This window comes from Rhizobium sp. NZLR1b (assembly GCF_019685155.1).
In the GTDB taxonomy this organism is placed as follows: Bacteria; Pseudomonadota; Alphaproteobacteria; order Rhizobiales; family Rhizobiaceae; genus Rhizobium.
The window spans coordinates 54791-75107 of the sequence record NZ_JABDWC010000014.1 but is presented as its reverse complement, the minus strand read 5'-3'; the positions used below and the strand labels follow the sequence as shown (position 1 = coordinate 75107).

The window sequence follows — 20317 nt, the reverse complement described above, 5'->3', positions numbered from 1 at the left end:
AACCGCTCACACATCAGGGCGACATGCATCAACCGTCGCGCACATAGGCCTTCTGCTCGGCGCTGATGCTCGAGGCCGCGGCCCTTGCCGCCTCATGCAGCCATTCGTTTCCGCGTGTCTGGATATCCCGAAGGATCACGGCGACCGCTGCCGCATCGTTGGAATGGCAATTGGCGATCTCGAAGCCCATCAGCTCGAGCATCGTCGGCGAAAGCAGGATTTCGGGGTGCCGGTCGATTTCGATCTTGCAGCTGTTCGGCGAGATCCGGCGTACGAGGATGCGGCCGGAAACCCGGTAATGCGGATCGACGCACCGCATCCGCCCGTCGGCGATCTCGCCCGCATGGATCGCCACGTCCTGTGGTCTGTGGCGAAGCGACCAGGCGGACGGCAGCAGCGCCTTGGCCTCTCGCAGCACCGGTCCGCCCTGCCATTCGGCATAGGCGACGAAACGCGGCCGGCCGAGGCTGCCGGTGCCGCCGCTGCGTGGCTTCGCCACGAAGCTGCCTGAGCCGAGCGGCAGTGCATCTGCGAGCGCCTTGACATAGGCGGAGGGCGGAGGCTCGCTGCCGGGAAGCAGCATTTCATATTTCTCCCAGAATTCCCGACGTTCGGAATTCGGCAGCATCAGCGCCTTGCGCAGCCATTTGTGATCGCGCTCGAGGATGACGGGCAGCGGATTTTCAAGGCCCCTGCAATAGCCGCTCAGGATCAATTCGCCGATCATCCGAACCGAGGGACCATCGTCGCCGCGCGCCAGCACAGCGCTGGCCGCAAGGCGAACGAGATCCAGCGTATAAGGCATCACCGCCGCATCGTCGAAATCATTGACGCCCCAGACGAGCCGGCCCTCGCCATCGCGCCAGGTGCCGAAATTTTCCAGATGGGTATCGCCGATCGCCAGCACCTCGGGCGCGCGGGCGAGTTCCGGGCAGATATCGAGGATAGTCTCGCACCAGCGCCAATAGGTGGCGCGCAGGAAGACGAAGCCGCCGCTTCGCATCTTCTCGTGCTTCTCCCGGAGATCGTCCGCGACGAGATCGGCCCCGAGTTCGCCGGCCAGCCAAGTCTCGAAATTCCGGACCGATTGCGATATCGTCGTCATGCGCCGGCGCTCCATCCTTTCGAGATCCGACGCGGAGAATACGCGCTGGGCGCGAAGCTGCAATCGTCTTCGCACCAGCTTGCATGGTGACGGAAAGGCGAACGGTGGCCCCGGCGACACGGCCGCAGCTTTCCATCGCCGCTGAGACCGATTTCAGCAATGTGCAGCTTGTCGAATCCGGCCCGCCATGCCACTTTCGCCGCTGCAAGAGGGGCAGCCATGAGCGAGACTGACAGGGGCGATTTCCGCGCGCGAATCCGCCGCAATTTTGCGCGGCAGGCGGCGATGGAGACGATCGGCGCAGAGCTGACGCGCGTCGAGCATGGCGTCGTCGAAATCGAGCTTCCCTTCGACGTCAAACTGACACAGCAGCACGGCATCCTGCACGCAGGCATCATTTCCGCAGCGCTCGATTCGGCTTGCGGTTTCGCCGCCTATAGCGTCATCGACCCCGAAGCTTCGATCCTGACGATCGAGTTCAAGGTCAATCTCATGTCGCCGGGGCGTGGCGATCGTTTCCTGTTTCGCGGGGAAATCACCAAACCCGGCTCCACCATCATCGTCGCAGACGGGCGAGGCTACGCAATCAGCGACGGGCCGGCGAAGCTCATCGCCTCGATGACAGGAACGATGATGGTGATCCGCGGTAGAGAAGGAATTACGGGATGAAGTTCGAGCTGAAGTCGGTCGCGGGAAAGTCCATGCTTTTCGTCATGGCGGCAGAGGCCGAATACGGCCCCTTCCTGCGTTCGCGCATCGAACCTCTGATGACCGGCGTCGGCCCTGTCGAGGCGGCGGTCGCGCTGACCAAGACGCTGGCGCGGCTGGATGCGGCCGACGACCTGCCCGATCTCGTCGTTTCCCTCGGCTCGGCCGGCTCGGCGAAACTGGAGCAGACGGAAATTTATCAGGTAACCTCGGTTTCTTATCGCGACATGGACGCCTCGCCGCTCGGCTTCGAAAAGGGCAGGACACCCTTTCTCGACCTGCCGGCGGTGCTCGAACTGCCGCTGCGCATCCCGGGCATTCCGGAAGCAAGCCTTTCCACCGGCGGCAACGTGATCTCAGGCGCGGCCTATACCGATATCGACGCCGACATGGTAGACATGGAAACCTTTGCGGTGCTGCGCGCCTGCCAGGGCTACAAGCTGCCGCTGATCGGCCTGCGCGGCATTTCCGACGGCGCGGTCGAACTGCAGCACATCTCGGGCTGGACCGAATATCTGCACATCGTCGACCGCAAGCTCTCCTACGGCGTCGACAGCCTGTTCACGGCGCTGGAGGACGGAGTTTTCTGGTTCTGAGCCCTAAAAGCCGCGCGTCTTTTCAGACGCGCGAGGGACAATCGGAACAATAAAAACCAATGCCGCCGATTTCCCGGATTGCAAGGCGAAGCGCTTTTCATTAAAGCCTCGCCATGACCCAGACAGCACATCCCGACTCCGTTCTCATCGTCGATTTCGGCAGCCAGGTGACCCAGCTCATCGCACGACGCGTGCGCGAGGCCGGCGTCTATTGCGAGATCGTTCCCTTTCAATCGGCCGAAGAGGGCTTCAAGCGCCTGCAGCCGAAGGCCGTGATCCTCTCCGGCAGCCCGGCTTCGACGGTGGACGAGGGATCGCCGCGAGCGCCTCAGATCATCTTCGACAGCGGCCTGCCGGTCTTTGGCATCTGCTATGGCCAGCAGACGATGTGCATGCAGCTCGGCGGCAAGGTCGAGAGCGGCCATCACCGCGAATTCGGCCGCGCCTTCCTGGAGGTAAACAAGGACTGCCAGCTGTTCGAGGGCCTCTGGTCCTCCGGTTCGCGCCACCAGGTGTGGATGAGCCATGGCGACCGCGTCACCGCGCTGCCTGAGGGTTTCGAGGTGGTCGCCACCTCCTCCAACGCGCCCTACGCCTTCATCGCTGACGAGAAGCGCAAATATTACGGCGTGCAGTTCCATCCCGAGGTCGTGCATACGCCCGACGGCGCCAAGCTGATTGGTAATTTCATCCACAACATCGCCGGCCTCAAGGGCGACTGGTCGATGTCGGCCTATCGCCAGAAGGCAGTCGATGAGATCCGCAAGCAGGTGGGCGGCAAGCGCGTCATCTGCGCCCTTTCGGGCGGCGTCGACAGCTCAGTCGCGGCGCTGTTGATCCACGAGGCGGTCGGCGACCAGCTGACCTGCATCCTCGTCGACCACGGCCTGATGCGCAAGGACGAGGCGGCCGGCGTCGTCGCCATGTTCCGCGAGCACTACAATTTGCATCTGCTGCATGTCGACGCTTCCGACCGTTTCATCGGCGAGCTCGAAGGCGTCAGCGACCCGGAAACCAAGCGCAAGATCATCGGCCGGCTGTTCATCGAGACCTTCGAGGAAGAGGCAAAGAAACTCGGCGGCGCCGATTTCCTCGGCCAGGGCACGCTCTATCCCGACGTGATCGAAAGCGTTTCCTTCACCGGCGGCCCGTCTGTGACGATCAAGTCGCACCACAATGTCGGCGGCCTGCCGGATCGCATGAAGATGCAGCTCGTCGAGCCGCTGCGCGAACTGTTCAAGGACGAGGTGCGGGCGCTCGGTCGCGAACTCGGCCTGCCCGACAGCTTCATCGGCCGCCACCCCTTCCCCGGCCCCGGCCTTGCGATCCGCTGCCCAGGCGGCATCAGCCGCGAAAAGCTGGAGATCCTGCGCGAGGCCGATGCGATCTATCTCGACGAAATCCGCAAGGCCGGCCTCTACGACGCCATCTGGCAGGCCTTCGCCGTGCTGCTTCCGGTCCAGACCGTCGGCGTCATGGGCGACGGACGTACCTACGAATTCGTCTGCGCGTTGCGCGCCGTCACCTCGGTCGACGGCATGACGGCGGACTTCTACCACTACGACATGGAATTCCTCGGCCGCGCCGCGACCCGCATCATCAACGAGGTGCGCGGCATCAACCGCGTGGTTTATGATGTGACATCGAAGCCGCCTGGCACGATCGAGTGGGAATGAAGGGCTGAGTTGATCCAACTCGCCCAGCCCGCTAAATTGCTTCGGGGAAACGGGACGACTTCTCCATGACAGCCAACAATCGTATTGTCCTCTCTAGCGACCACACGGCCATTCAGCTCCGACAGGCCATTGCCGCCCATATCGCGGCACATGGCTGGGTGGTGGTCGACATCGGACCGACGACGCCGGAAAGCACCCACTATCCCAAACACGGCGAGCGGCGGCGCGGCTCGTCGCCTCTGGTGATTGCCGGTTTGGCATCATCCTATGCGGCACCGGCCAGGGCATCATGATGGCAGCGAATAAGGTAAAGGGTATCCGTTGCGGCATCTGCGCCGACACGTTTTCAGCCCGCATGATCCGACAGCACAATGATGCCAACATGCTGTCGATTGGTGTGCGTGTGGTGGGCGAAGGGCTGGCGCTCGACATCGTAGATGCGTTCCTAACCGCCCAGTTCGAGGGCGGTCGGCATGCGACGCGGGTGGAAATGATTGGGGCGCTGGAGGAGTAGCGTCGTTCCTTGCGTCTTCTTTGGGAGAAGATGTCGAGTAGGCTCAGCGGCAGAGGAATGCCCGGGCCGGCGGCGACAGAAGGGCCGACGGCTACAAAACGATCGTGTGATGTCGGATCTTGTCGATCTGGTGCGTCCTTGGGTCAGCACCCAAGGAGGAGAGCGCCGTGAGAGACCTGATCCTGAAGATGTCCATATCGGTCGACGGCTTCATCAGTGACCTGGACGGCCGAAACACATGGATGTTCGGCTTCGATCGGGAGGCGAAGGCCTGGAGCATCGAGTTTATAGGGAATGCCGGCCTGCACATTATGGGCAGCCGCAGCTTCCTTTCCATGGCCCCCTTCTGGCCGACCTCCACCCTGGCGTTCGGGCCGCCGATGAACCAGATCCCCAAGGCCGTCTTCTCACGACAGGGGCCGGCGATCCTCACGAATGTCACGGCGGCGCTCGATGACATCAGCGCCAAGGGGACCGGACAGTCTGCGGAATTGCAGCCCGGCGCAAGCAGTTGGGCGGAGGCCTATGTGGCGAGCGGTGAGCTCTCGGAGGAAATCACCAAGTTGAAGGCCCAGGAGGGCAAGCCGATCATCGCCCACGGCGGCGTCAGCTTTGCCCGCAGTCTTGTCGCCCAGGGACTGGTCGATCAATTCGCCCTGCTTGTGATCCCCGTGGCGCTGGGCAAAGGCCTGCCGCTGTTCTGCGAACTCCCCGCCCCAGCGCCTCTCAAGCTGATGAGCTCGAAGGCTTTTCCCGGGGGCGCGGTGGCGCAGCTTCGGCACCTTCCACGTCTCTGCCGAGGATGCCCCAGCCACGGTCAAGGCTGCCATTCTTGCCGGCTACCGTCATATCGATACGGCCGAGGGCTATCAGAACGAGGCGGGCGTCGGCCAAGGCATCAAAGCCGGCCTCACCGCCGCGGGTCTTGCCCGAAAGGACATTTTCGTGACCACCAAGGTCTGGCCCGGCAATGCTGCCTGGGGTGATGCGCCGAAGACCTACGAAGGCATCATGGCGGCATTTGCAAAAAGCCTTGCCGCATTGGAGCTGGACTATCTCGACCTCTACCTCATCCATGCGCCATCCGGGGGCACCGAGCGGCTGAACGAATGGCGCGCCCTCGTCGACCTCAAGTCACAGGGCAAGATCAGAGCGATCGGCGTCAGCAATTTCACGGAGGCGCATATCGACGAGATCAAGGCTGCCGGTTTGCCTCTGCCGGCAGCCAACCAGATCGAGTTGCACCCCTGGTCGCAGAAGCCGGATCTGGTCGCTTATCTTGCCGACAATGGCATCGCACCGATTGCCTACAGTTCCCTGGTGCCGCTCTCGACGTGGCGGGCGAAAGACGGTCAAGAAAGCGCCAAGACCGAGGAGATGAAAGCAGCGGGGGCCGAAGCGGCATCGCCTTTTAAGGCAATGGCGGCAAAATACGGCGTCACGGAAGCTCAGTTGTTGCTCCGCTGGGGCGTGCAGAAGGGCTTTGCGGTTCTTCCCAAAACCATGGACCCGGCACGCATGCGCGAGAATCTCGACATCTTCGTATTCGCTATCGACGCAAACGACATGCGCGCCATCGAAACGATGGACCTCGGTGACGGGGTGGCCTGGCCGAGCGGCGATCCGCGACACCTCGGATGATCTGGACGTAAGGCAGACCGCCAACACGGATGGCTGTTTGGCCGGTCAGGATCGTCGTCAGCAGTAACGGCCGAGGTTCACTCACCTCGGCCGGCTGTTTGTCATCCAGAGCATGATGCCGCAAAGTGTGCGCGGTTTTCTTATGACATCATGCTCTATTGCTTTGATTTAGATCGGGATTCAGATTCTAGGCCGATCAGGCCTAAAATTATCCTGATCTAAAGCGCGGCGCATCAAACTTGATTCATGCGCCGCGCTTTAGTCCTTTGTTTCTATGCATATCGTTATCCCAGAACCGCCGCACACTTCAGGGCGACATGCACTAGGGATGACGGCTGCGATGCCAAGCTCAGCGGCCGTAGGTGACCTCGACGGAGGCCTTGTCGAGCGTGTTTGCCCTGACATAGAAACCAACCATGGCGCCCGGCGCAGTATCGGGAAGCGGCAGCTTGTCAACCGAAAGCGCGTAGACGGTGAACTGGTAATGGTGCGGCGTGTCGCCGGCCGGCGGGCAGGCGCCGCCATACCCTGAGACACCAAAATCCGTGTGGCCTTCCACGGCGCCTGTGGGAAGTTTTTTGTCACCGCTGGCGCCGGTGGCGATCTCCGAGGCATCCGCGGGAATGTTGAACACCGACCAATGCCACCAGCCCGAACCCGTTGGAGCATCCGGATCGTAAGCCATGACGGCGAAGCTCTTGGTCGCCTGGGGAGCACCCGACCAGGCCAGTTCCGGCGAGATGTTCTTGCCGGCGCAGCCGAAGCTGTTGAAGACCTGCGCATCGGCCATGGACTTGCCTGAAGTCAGATCTTTCGAGGTGAGCTTCATTTCGGCATGGGCGGCGGTGGCGCCGAAGACGGACGCGGCGAGAAGGACTGCTATTATGGAACGCATGCTGTTTTCCTGCGGTTGATAATGCAGGAAAGCTATCGTCACGAAGCAGGTGCATCTGCCCCGCTATGCTCAACTTCTGCCCCGATCCGCTCAAAACGCTCAGATCCGCCCCGCACGTGGCGCGGATTGACGCCAAACCGCTCTTTGAACCGCGCCGAAAATTGCGACGGGGAATCGTAGCCGACCTCAAGCGCAACCTGCGCCATCGGCAGGGTTGTGGTTTGAATGAGGCCCAGGGCGCGATTCATTCTTGTATCGCTCAAGATCTCGCTGAAACCGGTATCCTCGACGGCCAGCTTACGCCTGAGCGTCGCCTCGCTCATATTGAAGGCGCGCGCCGCCTGCCCCAGCGTCCAATCAAAGGCCGTATCACCTTCAATCATCTGCCTCAGCCGATCCTCGAGCCGAGGGCTCTGGCATTGACCCAGCACCGCTCCGCAGAGCGCAAACCAGGTGACGAGTTCCATCAGACGAGCCTTGGCAATAACGCCGGGAAGCCGCGTCAGATTGCCGGGCTGACAGCAATAGTCAAACAATGCCGCTGCTTCCTCCGGCAGGTTTGAGGCGCCTGCCGGGATAGGCCGCGATGGAACGGCCACCGACCCCATGCTGCTATAGGCATCTTCGAAGAGCGGTCTGGGGACAGGAAGCGCCAGGGTCTGATATTTCTGCGGCGCCCTGGGAATATTCTCCATGGTCAACGGTCGATAGTCGGGCAGCAAGGCATATGCGCCCGCCTCGAGGCGCAAAGCCTTATCATCCGCCATGACGATCTTCGTTCCGGATTGCACCTGGATCAACAAGGGGCTCGTGCTGACGAGACGAGAAAAGCAGGCGCGTCCACCCTGACGGATCAGGGCCCTGGTCGGAATGGGAAAGACGTCGTCCAGCATAGGTTCTCCGGCAACAGGATGCCCCTCGCCCCTGATCCTTAGCGATGGGGAAATAGCAAAACCGCGTGACTGGGGCAACCTTGAGCCGGGGCCTATGCCGCAGGAGCCAGCCGCTCTCATCCTCGGGAAATTCGCTGGGATCGTACCGGGTTCGGGCAGGGCTCGACCATATCTAATGCCTAGCGGACTTCCTGATATGCTCCACCAGCGCCCGCAGCTTCAGCGGCTGCCTCTGGCGCCTGGGATAATAGAGATAGAAGCCCGGGAAGGGCGGGCAGAAATCTTCGAGCAGCGGCACGAGTTCGCCGCGTTCGATATAGGCCTCAAAGGTTTCCACCATGCCGAAGGTGATCCCGGCGCCGGCGCAGGCCATGCGGATCATCATCCCCATGTCGTTGGTGGTGACGGCGGGATCGACCGCGACGTCGAAGTCGCGATCATTTTCGGTGAACTCCCAGCGATAAGGCGCCGTATCGGGGCGAGGTCGCCAGCCGATGCAGGCGTGATCCTGCAGTTCGCTGGGATGGCGGGGATGGCCGCGGCGCTCAAGGTAGGCGGGGGATGCGGCCGCGCATTGGCGCTGCGGCTCGGAGACCGAGATCGCGATCATATCCTGCTCGATGACTTCGCCGAGCCGGACACCGGCGTCGAAGCCGGCCTCGACGATATCGAATTCGTCATCGGTGACGGTGATATCGAGTTTGATCTCAGGGCAGGCTTGCATGAACCCGGCCAACAAGGTGCCGGACAGAAAACTCTCGGCGATCGAGGAAACGGTGATCCTCAGCAGGCCGCTCGGGCGCGCCTGCATCTCCCGCACCGTCTGCATCGCATCCTTGACCTGCCGGACCGATGGGCGAACCGCCTCGAAGAACACGTCGCCGGCTTCGGTCAGGCTAACGCTGCGCGTCGTGCGCTGGACCAGCGCGACCCCAAGACGATCCTCCAGACGCTGCAGAGCCTGACTGACGGCGGAGCGGGTGACGCCAAGTCGCTCACCGGCCAGCCGGAAGTTCCGCGCTTCCGCCACGGCGAGAAAGACTGAAATGCCTTCGAGATCGTCGATCATTGGTTAGCAGTTTTAACCAAGGCATCCGGTATTGGCAACTTAATCAACTCGATTGCGCAGCCTATTTTTCTCTCGAGGTCAGGCAAGGCGGCCGTCATGCCAGCCCTCTATCGAGAGGAAAAACGATGCGAAGGATTTCCAAGAGCGCTGTTCTGCAAATTTTCGCCGTCACCACCCTGGCCGGCACGGCGATCGGCCCCGCGGATGCCGTCAACGACCGGCGATCCATACGTCAACAAACAAGCGAGAACACGATGCAGCAACATCCCTATGTCGGCATATGGGTGACGGATGATGGCCGTATCCGCCATGAACTCCTGCCCGACGGCCGTTACGACGAGGCCCGCGGCAACCGGGAGAGCGCCTATCGAGGCCGTTACGAAGTCACCGGAAGCCATATCGAATACTGGGACGACACCGGCTTCACGGCCGACGGCGATTTCGTCGACGGCGATACGCTCCATCATGGCGGCATGGTGCTCCGCCGCCAATAGACATCACTCGGGATAAGGCCGTTTCGGCCGGAAAGGATGACGATCATGTCTGCCACCACACCCATCTGGTTCATCACCGGCGCATCGTCCGGCCTCGGCCGGGCGCTTGCGGAGGCGGTTCTCGCCCGTGGCTGGCGCGCCGCCGTGACCGCGCGCAGACCAGAGACCCTCAGGGATCTCGCAGCTGAACACGGCAACCGCGCGCTTGCTCTCGCACTCGATGTGACGGACGGCCGCTCCGTCGCCGGCGCGGTTCATGACGCCGAGAGACATTTCGGCGCGATCGACGTGCTCGTCAACAATGCCGGCTACGGCTATCTCGCGGCGATCGAGGAGGGCGACGATGCGGAGATACGCGCCCAGTTCGAGACCAATGTCTTCGGATTGATCGATGTCACCAAGCAGGTTCTGCCGGGTATGCGGACACGCCGGCGAGGGCACATCTTCAATGTCTCCTCGCTCGGCGGTCTCGTCGCCTTCGCTGCCACCGGCTATTACCACGCCACCAAATTCGCGGGGCAAGCGGCGCCAGGCCACCCGCTCGGTCTCCGGCAAACAGCCGGGAGATCCGGTCCGTGCCGCAGCCGCCATCCTATCGGCCTTCGAGGCGGAGGAACCGCCGCTGCGTCTGCTGCTCGGCGCACCTGCCCTGAAGATCGCCCGCGAACGGCTCGACGCGCTGCGCGGAAACTTCGACGCCTGGGCGGAGACGACGCTCAGCGCCGATTTCCCCAGCTGACCACCAAGAAACACTCAATCGACAAAGGAGCTTGAAATGTCGACGATCGAAGGAAAAGTCATCGCCATTACCGGGGCCAGCAGCGGCATCGGAGAGGCTGCTGCAAAGGTGCTGGCTGCCGCGGGCGCGCATCTCGTGATCGGCGCGCGCCGCACCGAGCGGCTGGAGACACTCGCCGGCGAAATAGCAGCCAAGGGCGGCAGCGTGCGGCTGCGAAAGCTTGATGTCACCGACCGTTCCCAAGTGGAGGCCTTTGCGGGTTTTGCCAGGTCCGAATTCGGCCGGTTGGACGTTATCGTCAACAATGCCGGCGTCATGCCGCTCTCGCCGCTTGCGGCCCTCAAGGTCGACGAGTGGGACCGGATGGTCGACGTCAACATCAAGGGTGTGCTCTACGGCATCGCCGCTGCGCTTCCGATCATGAAGGCGCAGGGATCCGGACAGATCATCAACCTGGCTTCGATCGGCGGCCACGCCGTTTCCCCAACGGCCGCGGTCTATTGCGCGACGAAATTCGCGGTGCGGGCGATCTCGGACGGGTTGCGGCAGGAGACGGATCGCATCCGGGTGACGGTCATCTCCCCCGGCACCACGACATCGGAACTGGCCGGCACGATTACCGATCCGACCGCGCGGAACGCCATGAGGGTTTTCAGGGCGGTCACGATCAGCCCCGAGGCTATCGCCAATTCGATCCTCTATGCCGTCAGCCAGCCTGACGATGTCGATGTCAGCGAGATCATCGTCCGGCCAACGGCCAGCCCGCATTGAGCAGCCGGCATCCCGGCTGAGACCGCCCCGCCGCCTAAAACCCCAGCGATTGCTGGGCGGGCGGCGGCGGGCCGAGCTGGACGCCTTCAAGCTCCAGCATGCGGGTCTTCGATGACGAGCCGCCGGGAGCCGAGAAACCGCCGATTTTGCCGCCGGCGGCCAGCACCCGGTGGCAGGGGATGATCAATGCGACCGGGTTCTTCGCCATCGCCTGGCCGACGTCGCGCGCGACTTCCGGCCCGGCGCCAAGCTCTTTCGCCAGCGCGCCGTAGGTGGTCGTATGGCCCCAGCCGACACGCCTTGCCGCCGCGTAAATATCCCTGAAGAGGGCATCCTGCCCGGCAAGATCGAGTTCGACGTCGGAGAAATCCGTTTCCTCGCCCTGGAAATAGCGCTTCACGGCGGCGACCGTTTCGAGCACATCAGGCGTCGGCGCGCCGGGCTCGGCACCCGGCAGGCGGCGCAGTAAGAGCCGCTCGGTCGCTTCCGCGGTTTTCGTCGGCAGCTGGAAGCGGGCGATGCCGGCGTCGCTCCAGGCGATGCCGCAGAAACCAGCCGCGGTTTCGAAGATGAGATAGTGATGGATCGTCTGGGCCATGACACAGCCTCCGCGTTTTCGATTACCACCAAAATCGTACGGAACGGCCGCTGTTTCAACCCGATTCTTGCGCATCTCGTTCTTTTTTTGTTCTTGATATTCTACCTTGCCGGCGTATCTTTCACCTCTTTTTTGGAGCGCGAGGCGGTCATGACGACCTGACAGGCCATGAACCAGATTTCCTTCGATTTCGACCATGGTCAAAATCGACGCGGGCAGGCGTGTGAAAGCCGGAACGGCGGCCACAGGCTTTTCTTTGCGCTCCGCCCGCCTGCGATCGTCGAACGGCAAGCGGCTTCGATCGCCGACGACTATTGCAAGACCTTCTCCCTTTCCGCAAAGCCGCGGCTGACGACCCTGCATGTGAGCGTTATCGGCATCGGCGACTATGAAGTGTTGCCGGAGGACGTGATCTTTGCGGCCCGGCAGGCCGCCGCTACAGTCGAGGGCGCGCCGATCGCCGTCACCTTCGACAGGATCATGAGCTTCAAGCGGGAAGGCAAGGCGCGGCCTCTGGTGCTCTGCAGCAAAGACGGGCTGATGCCGCTCATGCGACTGCATGTCCAGCTTGGTGTCGGCCTGCACAATACCGGATTGCGTGACAATATCGATCGCAATTTCACGGCGCATATGACGCTGCTCTATGACCGCAAAGCAGTGCCGCCGACGAGCCTCGACCAACCGGTTTCGTGGACGGCGCGGGAATTCCTGCTCATTCACAGCGTTCTTGGAAAAACCGAACACCACATCATCGATCGCTGGCCGCTGCTTGGCTGACGGCAATGGCATCTCCGGACCAAGGCTTGCGCTTCCGCGATTTCCGCGCATAAAGCTGAACAACCGTCGGGATGGCAAACGGAGAACGAAGACAGCATGGATGTTTCAGAGATCATCATCCCAGGAGATACGCCGGGAACGGAGTGGCGGCTGCCGGTGCTGCGCTTTGCGGGCCACGATCCGAAGGCGCCGAAGATCTATATCCAGGCCGCACTGCATGCCGGGGAACTGCCGGGAACGGTGCTCCTGCATTTCCTCTGCGAGCGGCTGCGGCAGGCGGAAAGCGAAGGCGGGATCGTCGGCGACATCACCATCGTGCCGCAGGCCAATCCGATCGGTGCGGCGCAATCGCATTTCGGCGACCTGCAGGGTCGTTTCGACCTTGGCTCACGCACCAATTTCAACCGGGATTTTCCGCTGATCTCCCTTGCCGATCGGGCCACGCTGATCGAAGACCTCGATGATTATCCGGCTACCGACAGGCTGAAACGACAGCTCTTGCATATGGCGCTTGGCGCCGATCTCGTCCTCGACCTGCATTGCGACGACGAATCCCTGCAATATGCCTATATCGACGAAGCCTTCTGGCCGGAGGCGGCCGATCTTGCCGCTGCACTCGATATGGAGGCCGCGCTGCTTTCGGATGGCGAAAGCTCGGCCTTCGAAGAGGCGGTCGGTTTTGCCTGGAAATATGAGGTTTCCGGCGAGCGCCAATCGCGGCTGCCGGGCAGGCTTTCGGTCACCGTCGAGCTGCGCGGCAAACGCGACGTCGATCCGGTGCTGGCTGAGAAGGATGCGGAGGGGCTGTGGCGGTTCCTTGCGGCACGGGGGATCGTCGGTGAGGTGAAGGCTGAGGCAAAGGCGTTTTCCGGTCCGGCCGTGCCGCTCGACAATGTCGAGATCATTCGCGCTCCTGAAGGTGGGGCCGTGCTCTTGCATCGCGCCATCGGCGACAGGGTTGTGGAAGGCGAGCTCCTGGCGACGATTGTCACCCGCCCGGGTCAGCCGGGTGGCAGCATCGAACTCCGCGCCCCGCAAGACGGGTTGATCCTGACCCGAACGTCCGACCGGCTGGTACGGCGGCGCGGCGACCTGATGAAGATTGTCTGCGACAGTCCCAGCGACGCCTTGCGCAAGGCCGGCACGCTGGAGAATTGAGCCGAGCCGGATCCCGGCGAGTGCCGGGATAAAGTGTCGCGGGCATTTGCGCCGGTCTTCTTGCATGGTATCTCGCAGCGATCACAGGGAATCGATCGGGCATGACCGTCACCATCTATGGTATCAAGAATTGCGACACGATGAAGAAGGCCCGCAGCTGGCTGGAAGAACACGGCGTTGCCTATGCGTTTCACGATTACAAGGCGCTCGGCATCGACCGCGCCCATCTTGATGCCTGGATCGATCAGGCCGGGCTCGATACCGTGCTCAACCGCGCCGGCACCACCTTCCGCAAACTGGCTGATGCAGAGCGGGAGAACCTCAGCTGGGAGAAGGCGATCCAACTGATGCTCGACCAGCCGTCGATGATCAAACGGCCGGTGCTGGAGGCCAGCGGCAAGTTGCTGATCGGCTTCAAGCCGGCGATTTACGCCTGTGCATTTGCAGGCTGAACGACAGGCAACAACTCCCGAGCTAGAGATGTCCAAGACCACGCGCGCGACACAGGTTCTTTCCCAGGCAGGCGTCGCCTTCACGGTCCATGCCTATGACTACGACCCGGGCGCCGAGCGCGTCGGCCTGCAGGCGGCGGAAGCCCTTGGCGAAGCGCCGCACCGGGTGCTGAAGACGTTGATGGCGGAGGTGGACGGCAAGCCGGTCTGCGTCGTCGTGCCGTCGGACCGCGAAGTCAGCATGAAGAAGCTTGCGAGCGCCTTTCACGGCAAATCGGCCAATATGATGAAGCCGGCCGATGCCGAGCGGCTGACGGGTTATCATGTCGGCGGCATCAGCCCCTTCGGCCAGAAGAAATCCATGCCGACGGCGATCGAGGAAACCGCCCTGGCCGAACCGCTCGTCTATATCAATGGCGGCCAACGCGGACTGCAGGTGCGGCTCGATCCAAAGGATGCGTTGAAGGCCTTGAAAGCGGTCGGCGTATCGTTGATCGCCTGATCAAAGGAAACGAGCCAGTAAAGCTGTTATGGTATTTGCCTCGGTCTCGGCAAGCTTGCAGCCAATATGGGTTTCGATCGACCTAGCATAGACCGCCCACATGCGCTCTCGCAGCTGCAGCCCGGCATCGGTGATCACGACCCAGCGGCCGCGCGCATCCTCGTCGAAGGTCTCGCGGTGGACCAAGCCCTCCCTTTCCAGCCGGTCTACCAGACGGGAGAGATTATATTGGGCAAGCAGTGTCCGTTCTTCGATCTCATAGGGACGCAATCGCCCGCCCTTTGCCCTCGCCAGCTCCCAAAGCACGTCGTACCAGGAAAGCGTCGGCATTTTCGCCGCCTTGAAATCGATTTCGATCGCCGCAAGCAGACGATCGCGGGCGCGCATGATGTGTATCCATGCGCTGGTCGCGGCTTCGCTCGGCGTCGGGGACTTATCGGACATAGATGCAGTTACATTTAACTTGAACGCCGGCGCAATCGCTATTATATGCATTTGCATCTATCATCGTTATTGATATTTTCAGCCGCGGCGTGCGGCATCAGGAGAGCGCCATGAGCAAGCTTACATTGATCAGCCACCACCTCTGCCCCTATGTGCAGCGCGCCGCGATCGTGCTTCTCGAAAAGGGCGTGCCGTTCGAGCGCATCAACATCGATCTTGCCAACAAGCCGGACTGGTTCCTGAAAATCTCGCCGCTCGGCAAGGTGCCGCTGCTGCGGATCGAACAAATGGATGGCAGCGAGGCCGTGCTGTTCGAAAGCAGCGTCATCTGCGAATATCTGGAGGAAACGCAGGTGGGAACTGCGCTGCATCCGGCCGATCCGCTGACCCGCGCCCGTCATCGCGGCTGGATGGAATTCGGCACGTCCGTGCTGTCCGATCTCTGGGGTTATGAAACGGCGCAGGATGAACTGCAGCTGGAGGCCAAGCGCAAGGCGCTCATCGCAAAATTCACGACGCTCGAGGGCGCGCTGGGCGACGGGGCCTATTTTCCCGGCAGTGGCTTCAGCCTCGTCGACGCCGTCTTCGCGCCTGTGTTTCGTTATTTCGATCTCTTCGACACGCTCGGCGACAGCGGCATTTTCGACGGGCTCGAGCGGGTAAAGCGCTGGCGCAAGGCGCTGTCAGAGCGCGCGAGTGTCCGAGCCGCCGTTGGCGAGGATTACCCCGAGCGACTGACGGATTTCCTCAACAAACACAACTCGATCCTGCTTAGGCAGCCTGCCGCCGCCTGAGCGCGCAAGTGGCCGGGTGTCGATCCGGCCGCTGGCAATTCGGTAGCGGCGCGCTTCATTTTCGCCGCAAACGGGTCTAAGTCTGCCAGCCTTGAGAACGTCGATGACAAAAGGCAGGTTGAACCATGACTTTCATGCCCCAGAGCCAGAACACCATTGATCCCGTCAAGCTGGAGAAGCTTGCGAAAGTTGCCGTCAAGGTCGGGCTGCAGCTGCAGAAGGGTCAGGATCTGGTGATTACCGCGCCGGTGGTGGCGCTGCCGCTCGTTCGCCTGATCACCAAACACGCCTATCAGGCCGGCGCCGGCCTGGTCACCGCCTTCTATTCCGACGAGGAAACGACGCTTTCGCGCTATCAGCATGGCAGCGACGAGAGCTTCGACCGCGCCTCCGGCTGGCTCTACGAGGGCATGGCCAAGGCCTATGCCAACGGGGCGGCCCGGCTGGCGATCGCCGGCGACAATCCTTTGCTGCTTTCCGAGCAGGATGCCGACAAGGTCGGCCGCGCCAATCGCGCCACATCAACCGCCTACAAGCCGGCGCTGGAAAAGATCTCGAATTTCGACATCAACTGGAACATCGTCTCCTATCCCAATCCATCCTGGGCCAAGGTGGTCTTCCCCGACGATCCCGAGCCGATCGCCATCGCCAAGCTCGCCAAGGCGATCTTTGCCGCCTCGCGCGTCGATGTCAGCGATCCGGTCGCCGCCTGGGCCGAGCACAATGCGAATCTCGCCAAGCGCTCCGCCTGGCTGAACGGCGAGCGCTTCGCCTCGCTGCATTTCCAGGGACCGGGCACCGACCTGATGGTCGGGCTTGCCGACGGGCATGAATGGCATGGAGGCGCGTCCACCGCCAAAAACGGCATTACCTGCAATCCCAACATCCCGACCGAGGAAGTCTTCACCACGCCGCATGCGCTACGCGTCGAAGGCCATGTTTCCAGCACCAAGCCACTTTCGCACCAGGGCACGCTGATCGACAATATCCAGGTGCGCTTCGAAGGCGGCCGCATCGTCGAGGCCATGGCCTCGCGCGGTGAAAAGGTCTTGAACAAGGTGCTCGATACCGACGAGGGTGCGCGCCGGCTCGGCGAAGTGGCGCTGGTGCCGCATTCCTCGCCGATCTCGGCCAGCGGTATCCTGTTCTACAACACGCTGTTCGACGAGAACGCCTCGTGCCACATCGCGCTCGGCCAGTGCTATTCCAAGTGCTTCCTTGACGGCGCAACACTGAGCCAGGAGCAGATCAAGGCGCAGGGCGGCAATTCCAGCTTGATCCATATCGACTGGATGATCGGCTCTGATAAGGTCGATATCGACGGCGTCAAGCCCGATGGCTCGCGGGTTCCGGTGATGCGGCAGGGCGAATGGGCCTGACCGGCATCATTATGCGCTGACTGAGCCAGACGCTGGCAAGCACCATGGCGAGGCCGGCGATCTGCGCCGGCGCCAGGCTCTGGCCGAGCGCCAGCCAGCCGAGTAGGGTCGCGACCAGCGGGCTCAGAAAGCCAAGCGAAGAGACTGCCGAGGGTTCGATGCGCGACAGGCCGCGAAACCACAGCAAATAGGTAAAGGCAGCGCCGATCAGGCCGAGATAGGCGATGCCGGCAATGTTTGCGAGGCTCGGTGCCGGCAGCGCCGGTTCGAGGCAAAGCGCAAAGGGCACCAGCAGGATGCCGCCTGCCGTCAATTGCCAGGCGGTGAAGGTGAGGTTCGAGACCGGCGGCGCCCAGCGCCGTGTCAGCACCGTGCCGAAGGCCATCGAGACGGCGCCGGCGAGACCGGCGGCGACCCCTACGGGATCGAGCCCCGCCGTCGGCGTCAACACCAGCAACCCGACGCCGGCCATGCCGGCAAGACCGGCCAACACGGCGAGCTGCCGGACCGGCTTGCCGAGAAAAAGCCGCGACAGCGCGATGACGATCAGCGGCTGCACCGCGCCGACCGTTGCGGCAACGCCGCCCGGCAGCCGGTAGGCGGAGACGAAGAGCATCGCCCAGAAGAACGAGAAGTTCAGCGCGCCGAGAACGAAGGTCCTTCCCCACCAGATGCCGGACGGCAGCTTTCTCACCAGCAGCAGAAGCAGCAGGCCGGCCGGCAGCGCCCGCAGCATCGCCACCGTCAGCGGATACCCGGCCGGCAGCAATGCGGTGGTGACGATGTAGGTGCTGCCCCAGATGGCGGGTGCAAGTGCGGTCATCGCAAGATCGGTGGCATAGCCAGAATTTATCTTCATCTCGAGAATCTCTATTTCAAGACAAATCCATCCTATCGGTTCTTATCTTGACGTCAAGATAATGAATGCTATCGGTGGATGATGAGCGAAGACGGCAAGATCGACCATGTCGACAAGATCCTGGCGCAATGGCGACGCGAGCGGCCGGATCTCGACGTCGAACCGATGGGCATCCTCGGGCGCCTGAAGCGCCTCGGCACCCATCTCGGCCGCGAGGTAGAGGCGGTGCTGCTGAAGCAGGGGCTTTCGTCCTCCGCCTTCGACGTGCTGGCGACGCTTCGCCGCGCCGGTGCGCCCCACCGGCTTTCGCCGGGCGAGCTCCTCGAGATGACCATGGTCAGCTCCGGCACGATGACGAACCGCATCGACCAGCTGGAAAAAGCGGGCCTCGTCGAGCGGATCCTCAATCCCGACGACCGCAGGAGCGTGCTCATCGCGCTGACGGAAAAGGGACTTGCGACGGTCGAGACCGCTGTCGACGCCCATGTCGCCAATCAGCACCGGCTGTCGAAAAACCTGAGCGCTGCCGAGAAGGCGGACCTCGACAGGCTGTTGCGGAAGCTGCTTGCGGATTTCGAGTAATTTTCGCACGCTTGCCGGTGATGATGAACACTGCGGTTATGCCATGCAGCATTCCGGGGCCTGCTTCGAAGGCTCAGAGATGGCGGCATTCGGGGAGAAATCCTGCCGCTCTTGCCGCATTGCTTCTGCAATCATATCGGCATCCTCATTGCTGATGCCGAACAGACCGAAACGGAGCTGATAACCCCAATTGGGGCCGACCTGCGTGAAGGCGAGCCGGCCGAGCAGCGGCCGGATCAAGGTTTCCTCCGCAGGCCGCCAATCGACATCCCGCCGCCAGGGCCTGAAACCGCTTTCCAACTCCACCTGGTAAGGCGCGCCATCGTGTGCCAGACCGATCGCGGTGAAAGCTTGCAGGCGGTCCTTGCCGCCAAAGACGACAGTGGGCGAGTAGTAGATCACACGATCCCCAGGCGTGATTCGCCTGAGGGGTGACGCCTTGCCGTGACAGACCTGCATGAAACCGGCTTGACGGCCGATGCGGACATGCGCTGCGGAAGCGACGGCGATCCAGGCATTGGCCATGGCTCAAACCGCCTCGGACACGGTATAGACCCGCAGGCGATGCCCATCGGGATCGGCCGCGACGAAGCTTCGGCCGAAGTCAAGATCGGTCGGCGCCATGACGATGTTGGCGCCCTTGGCCTGCCAATCGGCATGGGTCGCATCGACCTTGCCGGCCGTGGAAACCTTGAACCCTATCTCGCTGCCGCCGCCGGCTGCCGCCGGCGAGGGCTCCACACCGGCTTTGCCCCAGAGACCGAGCCCCAGGCCGGACGGCAAGATAAACATGGCGAAGGTTGCACTTGTCTCTACGGGCTCCTGCCCAAGCAGCGTGGTGTAGAAGCGGGCGCTGGTCGGGGCGTCGGTCACGTAGAGAAGAATGCTGTTTTTGTCGGTCATAAGGATCTCCTGTCGTTGGTTGGACGTTATGACCTTATGAAATGATACTGCCAGAAACTGGCAGTATCATTTGTCTCCTTGCGATATTCCCTGACCCTCCCGCCACTGTTTCAGCAGTGCCTGCCTGCGCTTGGGATAGCGGGCATCGAGCGCTTCCGCATGGGCAATTCGATCCGTGCGAAAAGAACGGAAATCCTGGCGGAGTTCGCACCAGCCGAGGAGCACACGCACCTGATCGAAAAAGGCCAGCGCAAACGGCCATACCACACGCTCCGACCCGACGCCGGCTCCATCGCGATAGGACAGGGAAAGCTTGCGTTCGGTGCGGATCGCCTTGCGCAGAAGGGCCGGATCGACGGAGTCGACAGGAATGCCGACGCCAGGTCCCACCAGAAGCGCAGAGGCGTCCAGCTCGTCACGCAGCTCGGTCGGCAACACGGCGGCGATCCGTGCCAGCGCATTTCGCGCCGCATCGCGCAGATGACCGTCGGCTCTGTCCGCCACCCACCGGGAGCCGAGCACAAGCGCTTCTATCTCTTCCGGCGGAAACATCAGCGGCGGCAGGAGAAATCCCGGTTTCAAGACATAACCAACGCCCGGCTCACCCTCGATCGCGGCGCCCTGGGCCTGAAGGCTGGCGATATCGCGATAAAGGGTGCGGATACTGACGCCGATTTCGTCGGCCAGCACCACGCCACTCACCGGCCGACGGTGGCGGCGCAGCACCTGGAGAAGATCGAGGAGGCGTTCTGAACGGGACATGCAGAC

Annotated in this window: 23 protein-coding genes and 3 pseudogenes; 16 read left to right on the top strand and 10 right to left on the bottom strand. The window is 62.4% G+C overall.

The genetic code is table 11. The features are described from left to right. Nucleotides 1–28: 28 nt before the first annotated feature. On the bottom strand, nt 29–1105 hold the full coding sequence (locus tag HJB84_RS19960; RefSeq protein WP_221116680.1) for a DUF2252 family protein: 1077 nt from the start codon (nt 1103–1105) through the stop codon (nt 29–31). A 219-nt stretch (nt 1106–1324) separates the two neighbouring features. Here HJB84_RS19960 and HJB84_RS19955 point away from each other — a divergent pair, with 219 nt between their 5' ends. From HJB84_RS19955 to HJB84_RS19930, 6 genes and pseudogenes are all read left to right on the top strand, one after another. Then, nucleotides 1325–1774, top strand: a complete 450-nt coding sequence (locus tag HJB84_RS19955; protein WP_003544704.1) for a PaaI family thioesterase — start codon at nt 1325–1327, stop codon at nt 1772–1774. Next, nucleotides 1771–2409 carry a 5'-methylthioadenosine/S-adenosylhomocysteine nucleosidase gene (locus HJB84_RS19950; RefSeq protein ID WP_207582571.1) on the top strand — a complete coding sequence of 213 codons (639 nt, stop codon included), beginning with the start codon at nt 1771–1773 and terminating at the stop codon, nt 2407–2409. Before HJB84_RS19955 ends, HJB84_RS19950 begins: the two co-directional genes overlap by 4 nt. 113 nt (nt 2410–2522) lie before the next feature. Further along, nucleotides 2523–4085, top strand: coding sequence for a glutamine-hydrolyzing GMP synthase (gene guaA, locus HJB84_RS19945; protein WP_221116679.1), 1563 nt, complete (start codon nt 2523–2525; stop codon nt 4083–4085). A gap of 65 nt (nt 4086–4150) precedes the next feature. Then, nucleotides 4151–4599 (top strand): annotated as a pseudogene (gene rpiB / locus HJB84_RS19940) (ribose 5-phosphate isomerase B). A gap of 188 nt (nt 4600–4787) precedes the next feature. Beyond that, nucleotides 4788–5303, top strand: a pseudogene (locus HJB84_RS19935) (dihydrofolate reductase family protein); the annotation flags it as partial. Between the two features lie 124 nt (nt 5304–5427). Then, nucleotides 5428–6240: an aldo/keto reductase gene (locus HJB84_RS19930; protein ID WP_221116723.1), complete on the top strand. Its 813-nt coding sequence runs from the start codon at nt 5428–5430 to the stop codon at nt 6238–6240. Nucleotides 6241–6589: 349 nt separating this feature from the next. On the opposite strand, the gene HJB84_RS19925 is transcribed toward HJB84_RS19930, so the two are convergent. The 3 genes from HJB84_RS19925 to HJB84_RS19915 all read right to left on the bottom strand — a co-directional run bounded on the left by HJB84_RS19925 (nt 6590) and on the right by HJB84_RS19915 (nt 9097). Continuing rightward, nucleotides 6590–7135: a YbhB/YbcL family Raf kinase inhibitor-like protein gene (locus HJB84_RS19925; RefSeq protein WP_221116678.1), complete on the bottom strand. Its 546-nt coding sequence runs from the start codon at nt 7133–7135 to the stop codon at nt 6590–6592. Nucleotides 7136–7173: 38 nt separating this feature from the next. Continuing rightward, nucleotides 7174–8028, bottom strand: a complete 855-nt coding sequence (locus tag HJB84_RS19920; RefSeq protein WP_221116677.1) for a helix-turn-helix domain-containing protein — start codon at nt 8026–8028, stop codon at nt 7174–7176. Nucleotides 8029–8200: 172 nt separating this feature from the next. Continuing rightward, complete coding sequence (locus tag HJB84_RS19915; protein WP_221116676.1) at nt 8201–9097, bottom strand: LysR family transcriptional regulator; 897 nt, start codon at nt 9095–9097, stop codon at nt 8201–8203. A 125-nt stretch (nt 9098–9222) separates the two neighbouring features. Here HJB84_RS19915 and HJB84_RS19910 point away from each other — a divergent pair, with 125 nt between their 5' ends. From HJB84_RS19910 to HJB84_RS19900, 3 genes and pseudogenes are all read left to right on the top strand, one after another. Then, a complete protein-coding gene (locus tag HJB84_RS19910) occupies nt 9223–9591 on the top strand; it encodes an Atu4866 domain-containing protein (protein ID WP_221116675.1) in 369 nt (122 codons plus the stop codon). Nucleotides 9592–9627: 36 nt separating this feature from the next. Continuing rightward, a pseudogene (locus HJB84_RS19905) lies at nt 9628–10330 on the top strand (SDR family NAD(P)-dependent oxidoreductase). Between the two features lie 36 nt (nt 10331–10366). Beyond that, a complete protein-coding gene (locus tag HJB84_RS19900) occupies nt 10367–11101 on the top strand; it encodes an SDR family oxidoreductase (protein WP_221116674.1) in 735 nt (244 codons plus the stop codon). A 34-nt stretch (nt 11102–11135) separates the two neighbouring features. Here HJB84_RS19900 and HJB84_RS19895 read toward each other — a convergent pair whose 3' ends face one another. Continuing rightward, nucleotides 11136–11699, bottom strand: coding sequence for a methylated-DNA--[protein]-cysteine S-methyltransferase (locus HJB84_RS19895; RefSeq protein WP_207582569.1), 564 nt, complete (start codon nt 11697–11699; stop codon nt 11136–11138). Between the two features lie 168 nt (nt 11700–11867). On the opposite strand from HJB84_RS19895, the gene HJB84_RS19890 reads away from it, so the two are divergent. From HJB84_RS19890 to ybaK, 4 genes are all read left to right on the top strand, one after another. Further along, a complete protein-coding gene (locus HJB84_RS19890) occupies nt 11868–12476 on the top strand; it encodes a 2'-5' RNA ligase family protein (protein WP_207582568.1) in 609 nt (202 codons plus the stop codon). Between the two features lie 96 nt (nt 12477–12572). After that, complete coding sequence (locus HJB84_RS19885; protein ID WP_221116673.1) at nt 12573–13634, top strand: succinylglutamate desuccinylase/aspartoacylase family protein; 1062 nt, start codon at nt 12573–12575, stop codon at nt 13632–13634. A 101-nt stretch (nt 13635–13735) separates the two neighbouring features. Next, nucleotides 13736–14086 carry an ArsC family reductase gene (locus HJB84_RS19880; RefSeq protein ID WP_207582566.1) on the top strand — a complete coding sequence of 117 codons (351 nt, stop codon included), beginning with the start codon at nt 13736–13738 and terminating at the stop codon, nt 14084–14086. A 28-nt stretch (nt 14087–14114) separates the two neighbouring features. After that, nucleotides 14115–14588: a Cys-tRNA(Pro) deacylase gene (gene ybaK, locus HJB84_RS19875; RefSeq protein ID WP_207582565.1), complete on the top strand. Its 474-nt coding sequence runs from the start codon at nt 14115–14117 to the stop codon at nt 14586–14588. On the opposite strand, the gene HJB84_RS19870 is transcribed toward ybaK, so the two are convergent. After that, nucleotides 14589–15032: a MarR family winged helix-turn-helix transcriptional regulator gene (locus HJB84_RS19870; protein ID WP_221116672.1), complete on the bottom strand. Its 444-nt coding sequence runs from the start codon at nt 15030–15032 to the stop codon at nt 14589–14591. Nucleotides 15033–15142: 110 nt separating this feature from the next. On the opposite strand from HJB84_RS19870, the gene HJB84_RS19865 reads away from it, so the two are divergent. Beyond that, on the top strand, nt 15143–15826 hold the full coding sequence (locus HJB84_RS19865) for a glutathione S-transferase family protein (RefSeq protein ID WP_207582563.1): 684 nt from the start codon (nt 15143–15145) through the stop codon (nt 15824–15826). Nucleotides 15827–15951: 125 nt separating this feature from the next. Next, nucleotides 15952–17205: an aminopeptidase gene (locus HJB84_RS19860; protein WP_207582562.1), complete on the top strand. Its 1254-nt coding sequence runs from the start codon at nt 15952–15954 to the stop codon at nt 17203–17205. Here the strand turns inward: HJB84_RS19860 and HJB84_RS19855 are convergent. Next, a complete protein-coding gene (locus HJB84_RS19855) occupies nt 17153–18064 on the bottom strand; it encodes an EamA family transporter (RefSeq protein ID WP_221116671.1) in 912 nt (303 codons plus the stop codon). The genes HJB84_RS19860 and HJB84_RS19855 overlap by 53 nt on opposite strands. Nucleotides 18065–18145: 81 nt before the next feature. On the opposite strand from HJB84_RS19855, the gene HJB84_RS19850 reads away from it, so the two are divergent. Continuing rightward, entirely contained in the window at nt 18146–18646 is a 501-nt protein-coding gene (locus HJB84_RS19850; protein ID WP_207584238.1) for a MarR family winged helix-turn-helix transcriptional regulator, read from the top strand. A gap of 36 nt (nt 18647–18682) precedes the next feature. On the opposite strand, the gene HJB84_RS19845 is transcribed toward HJB84_RS19850, so the two are convergent. The 3 genes from HJB84_RS19845 to HJB84_RS19835 all read right to left on the bottom strand — a co-directional run bounded on the left by HJB84_RS19845 (nt 18683) and on the right by HJB84_RS19835 (nt 20311). Then, the gene (locus HJB84_RS19845) at nt 18683–19171 is read right to left on the bottom strand and encodes an EVE domain-containing protein (RefSeq protein WP_207582560.1); all 489 of its coding nucleotides are present in this window, start codon (nt 19169–19171) and stop codon (nt 18683–18685) included. Between the two features lie 3 nt (nt 19172–19174). Next, a complete protein-coding gene (locus HJB84_RS19840; protein ID WP_221116670.1) occupies nt 19175–19549 on the bottom strand; it encodes a VOC family protein in 375 nt (124 codons plus the stop codon). Between the two features lie 66 nt (nt 19550–19615). Further along, on the bottom strand, nt 19616–20311 hold the full coding sequence (locus HJB84_RS19835) for a YafY family protein (protein WP_207582558.1): 696 nt from the start codon (nt 20309–20311) through the stop codon (nt 19616–19618). Nucleotides 20312–20317 lie beyond the last annotated feature (6 nt).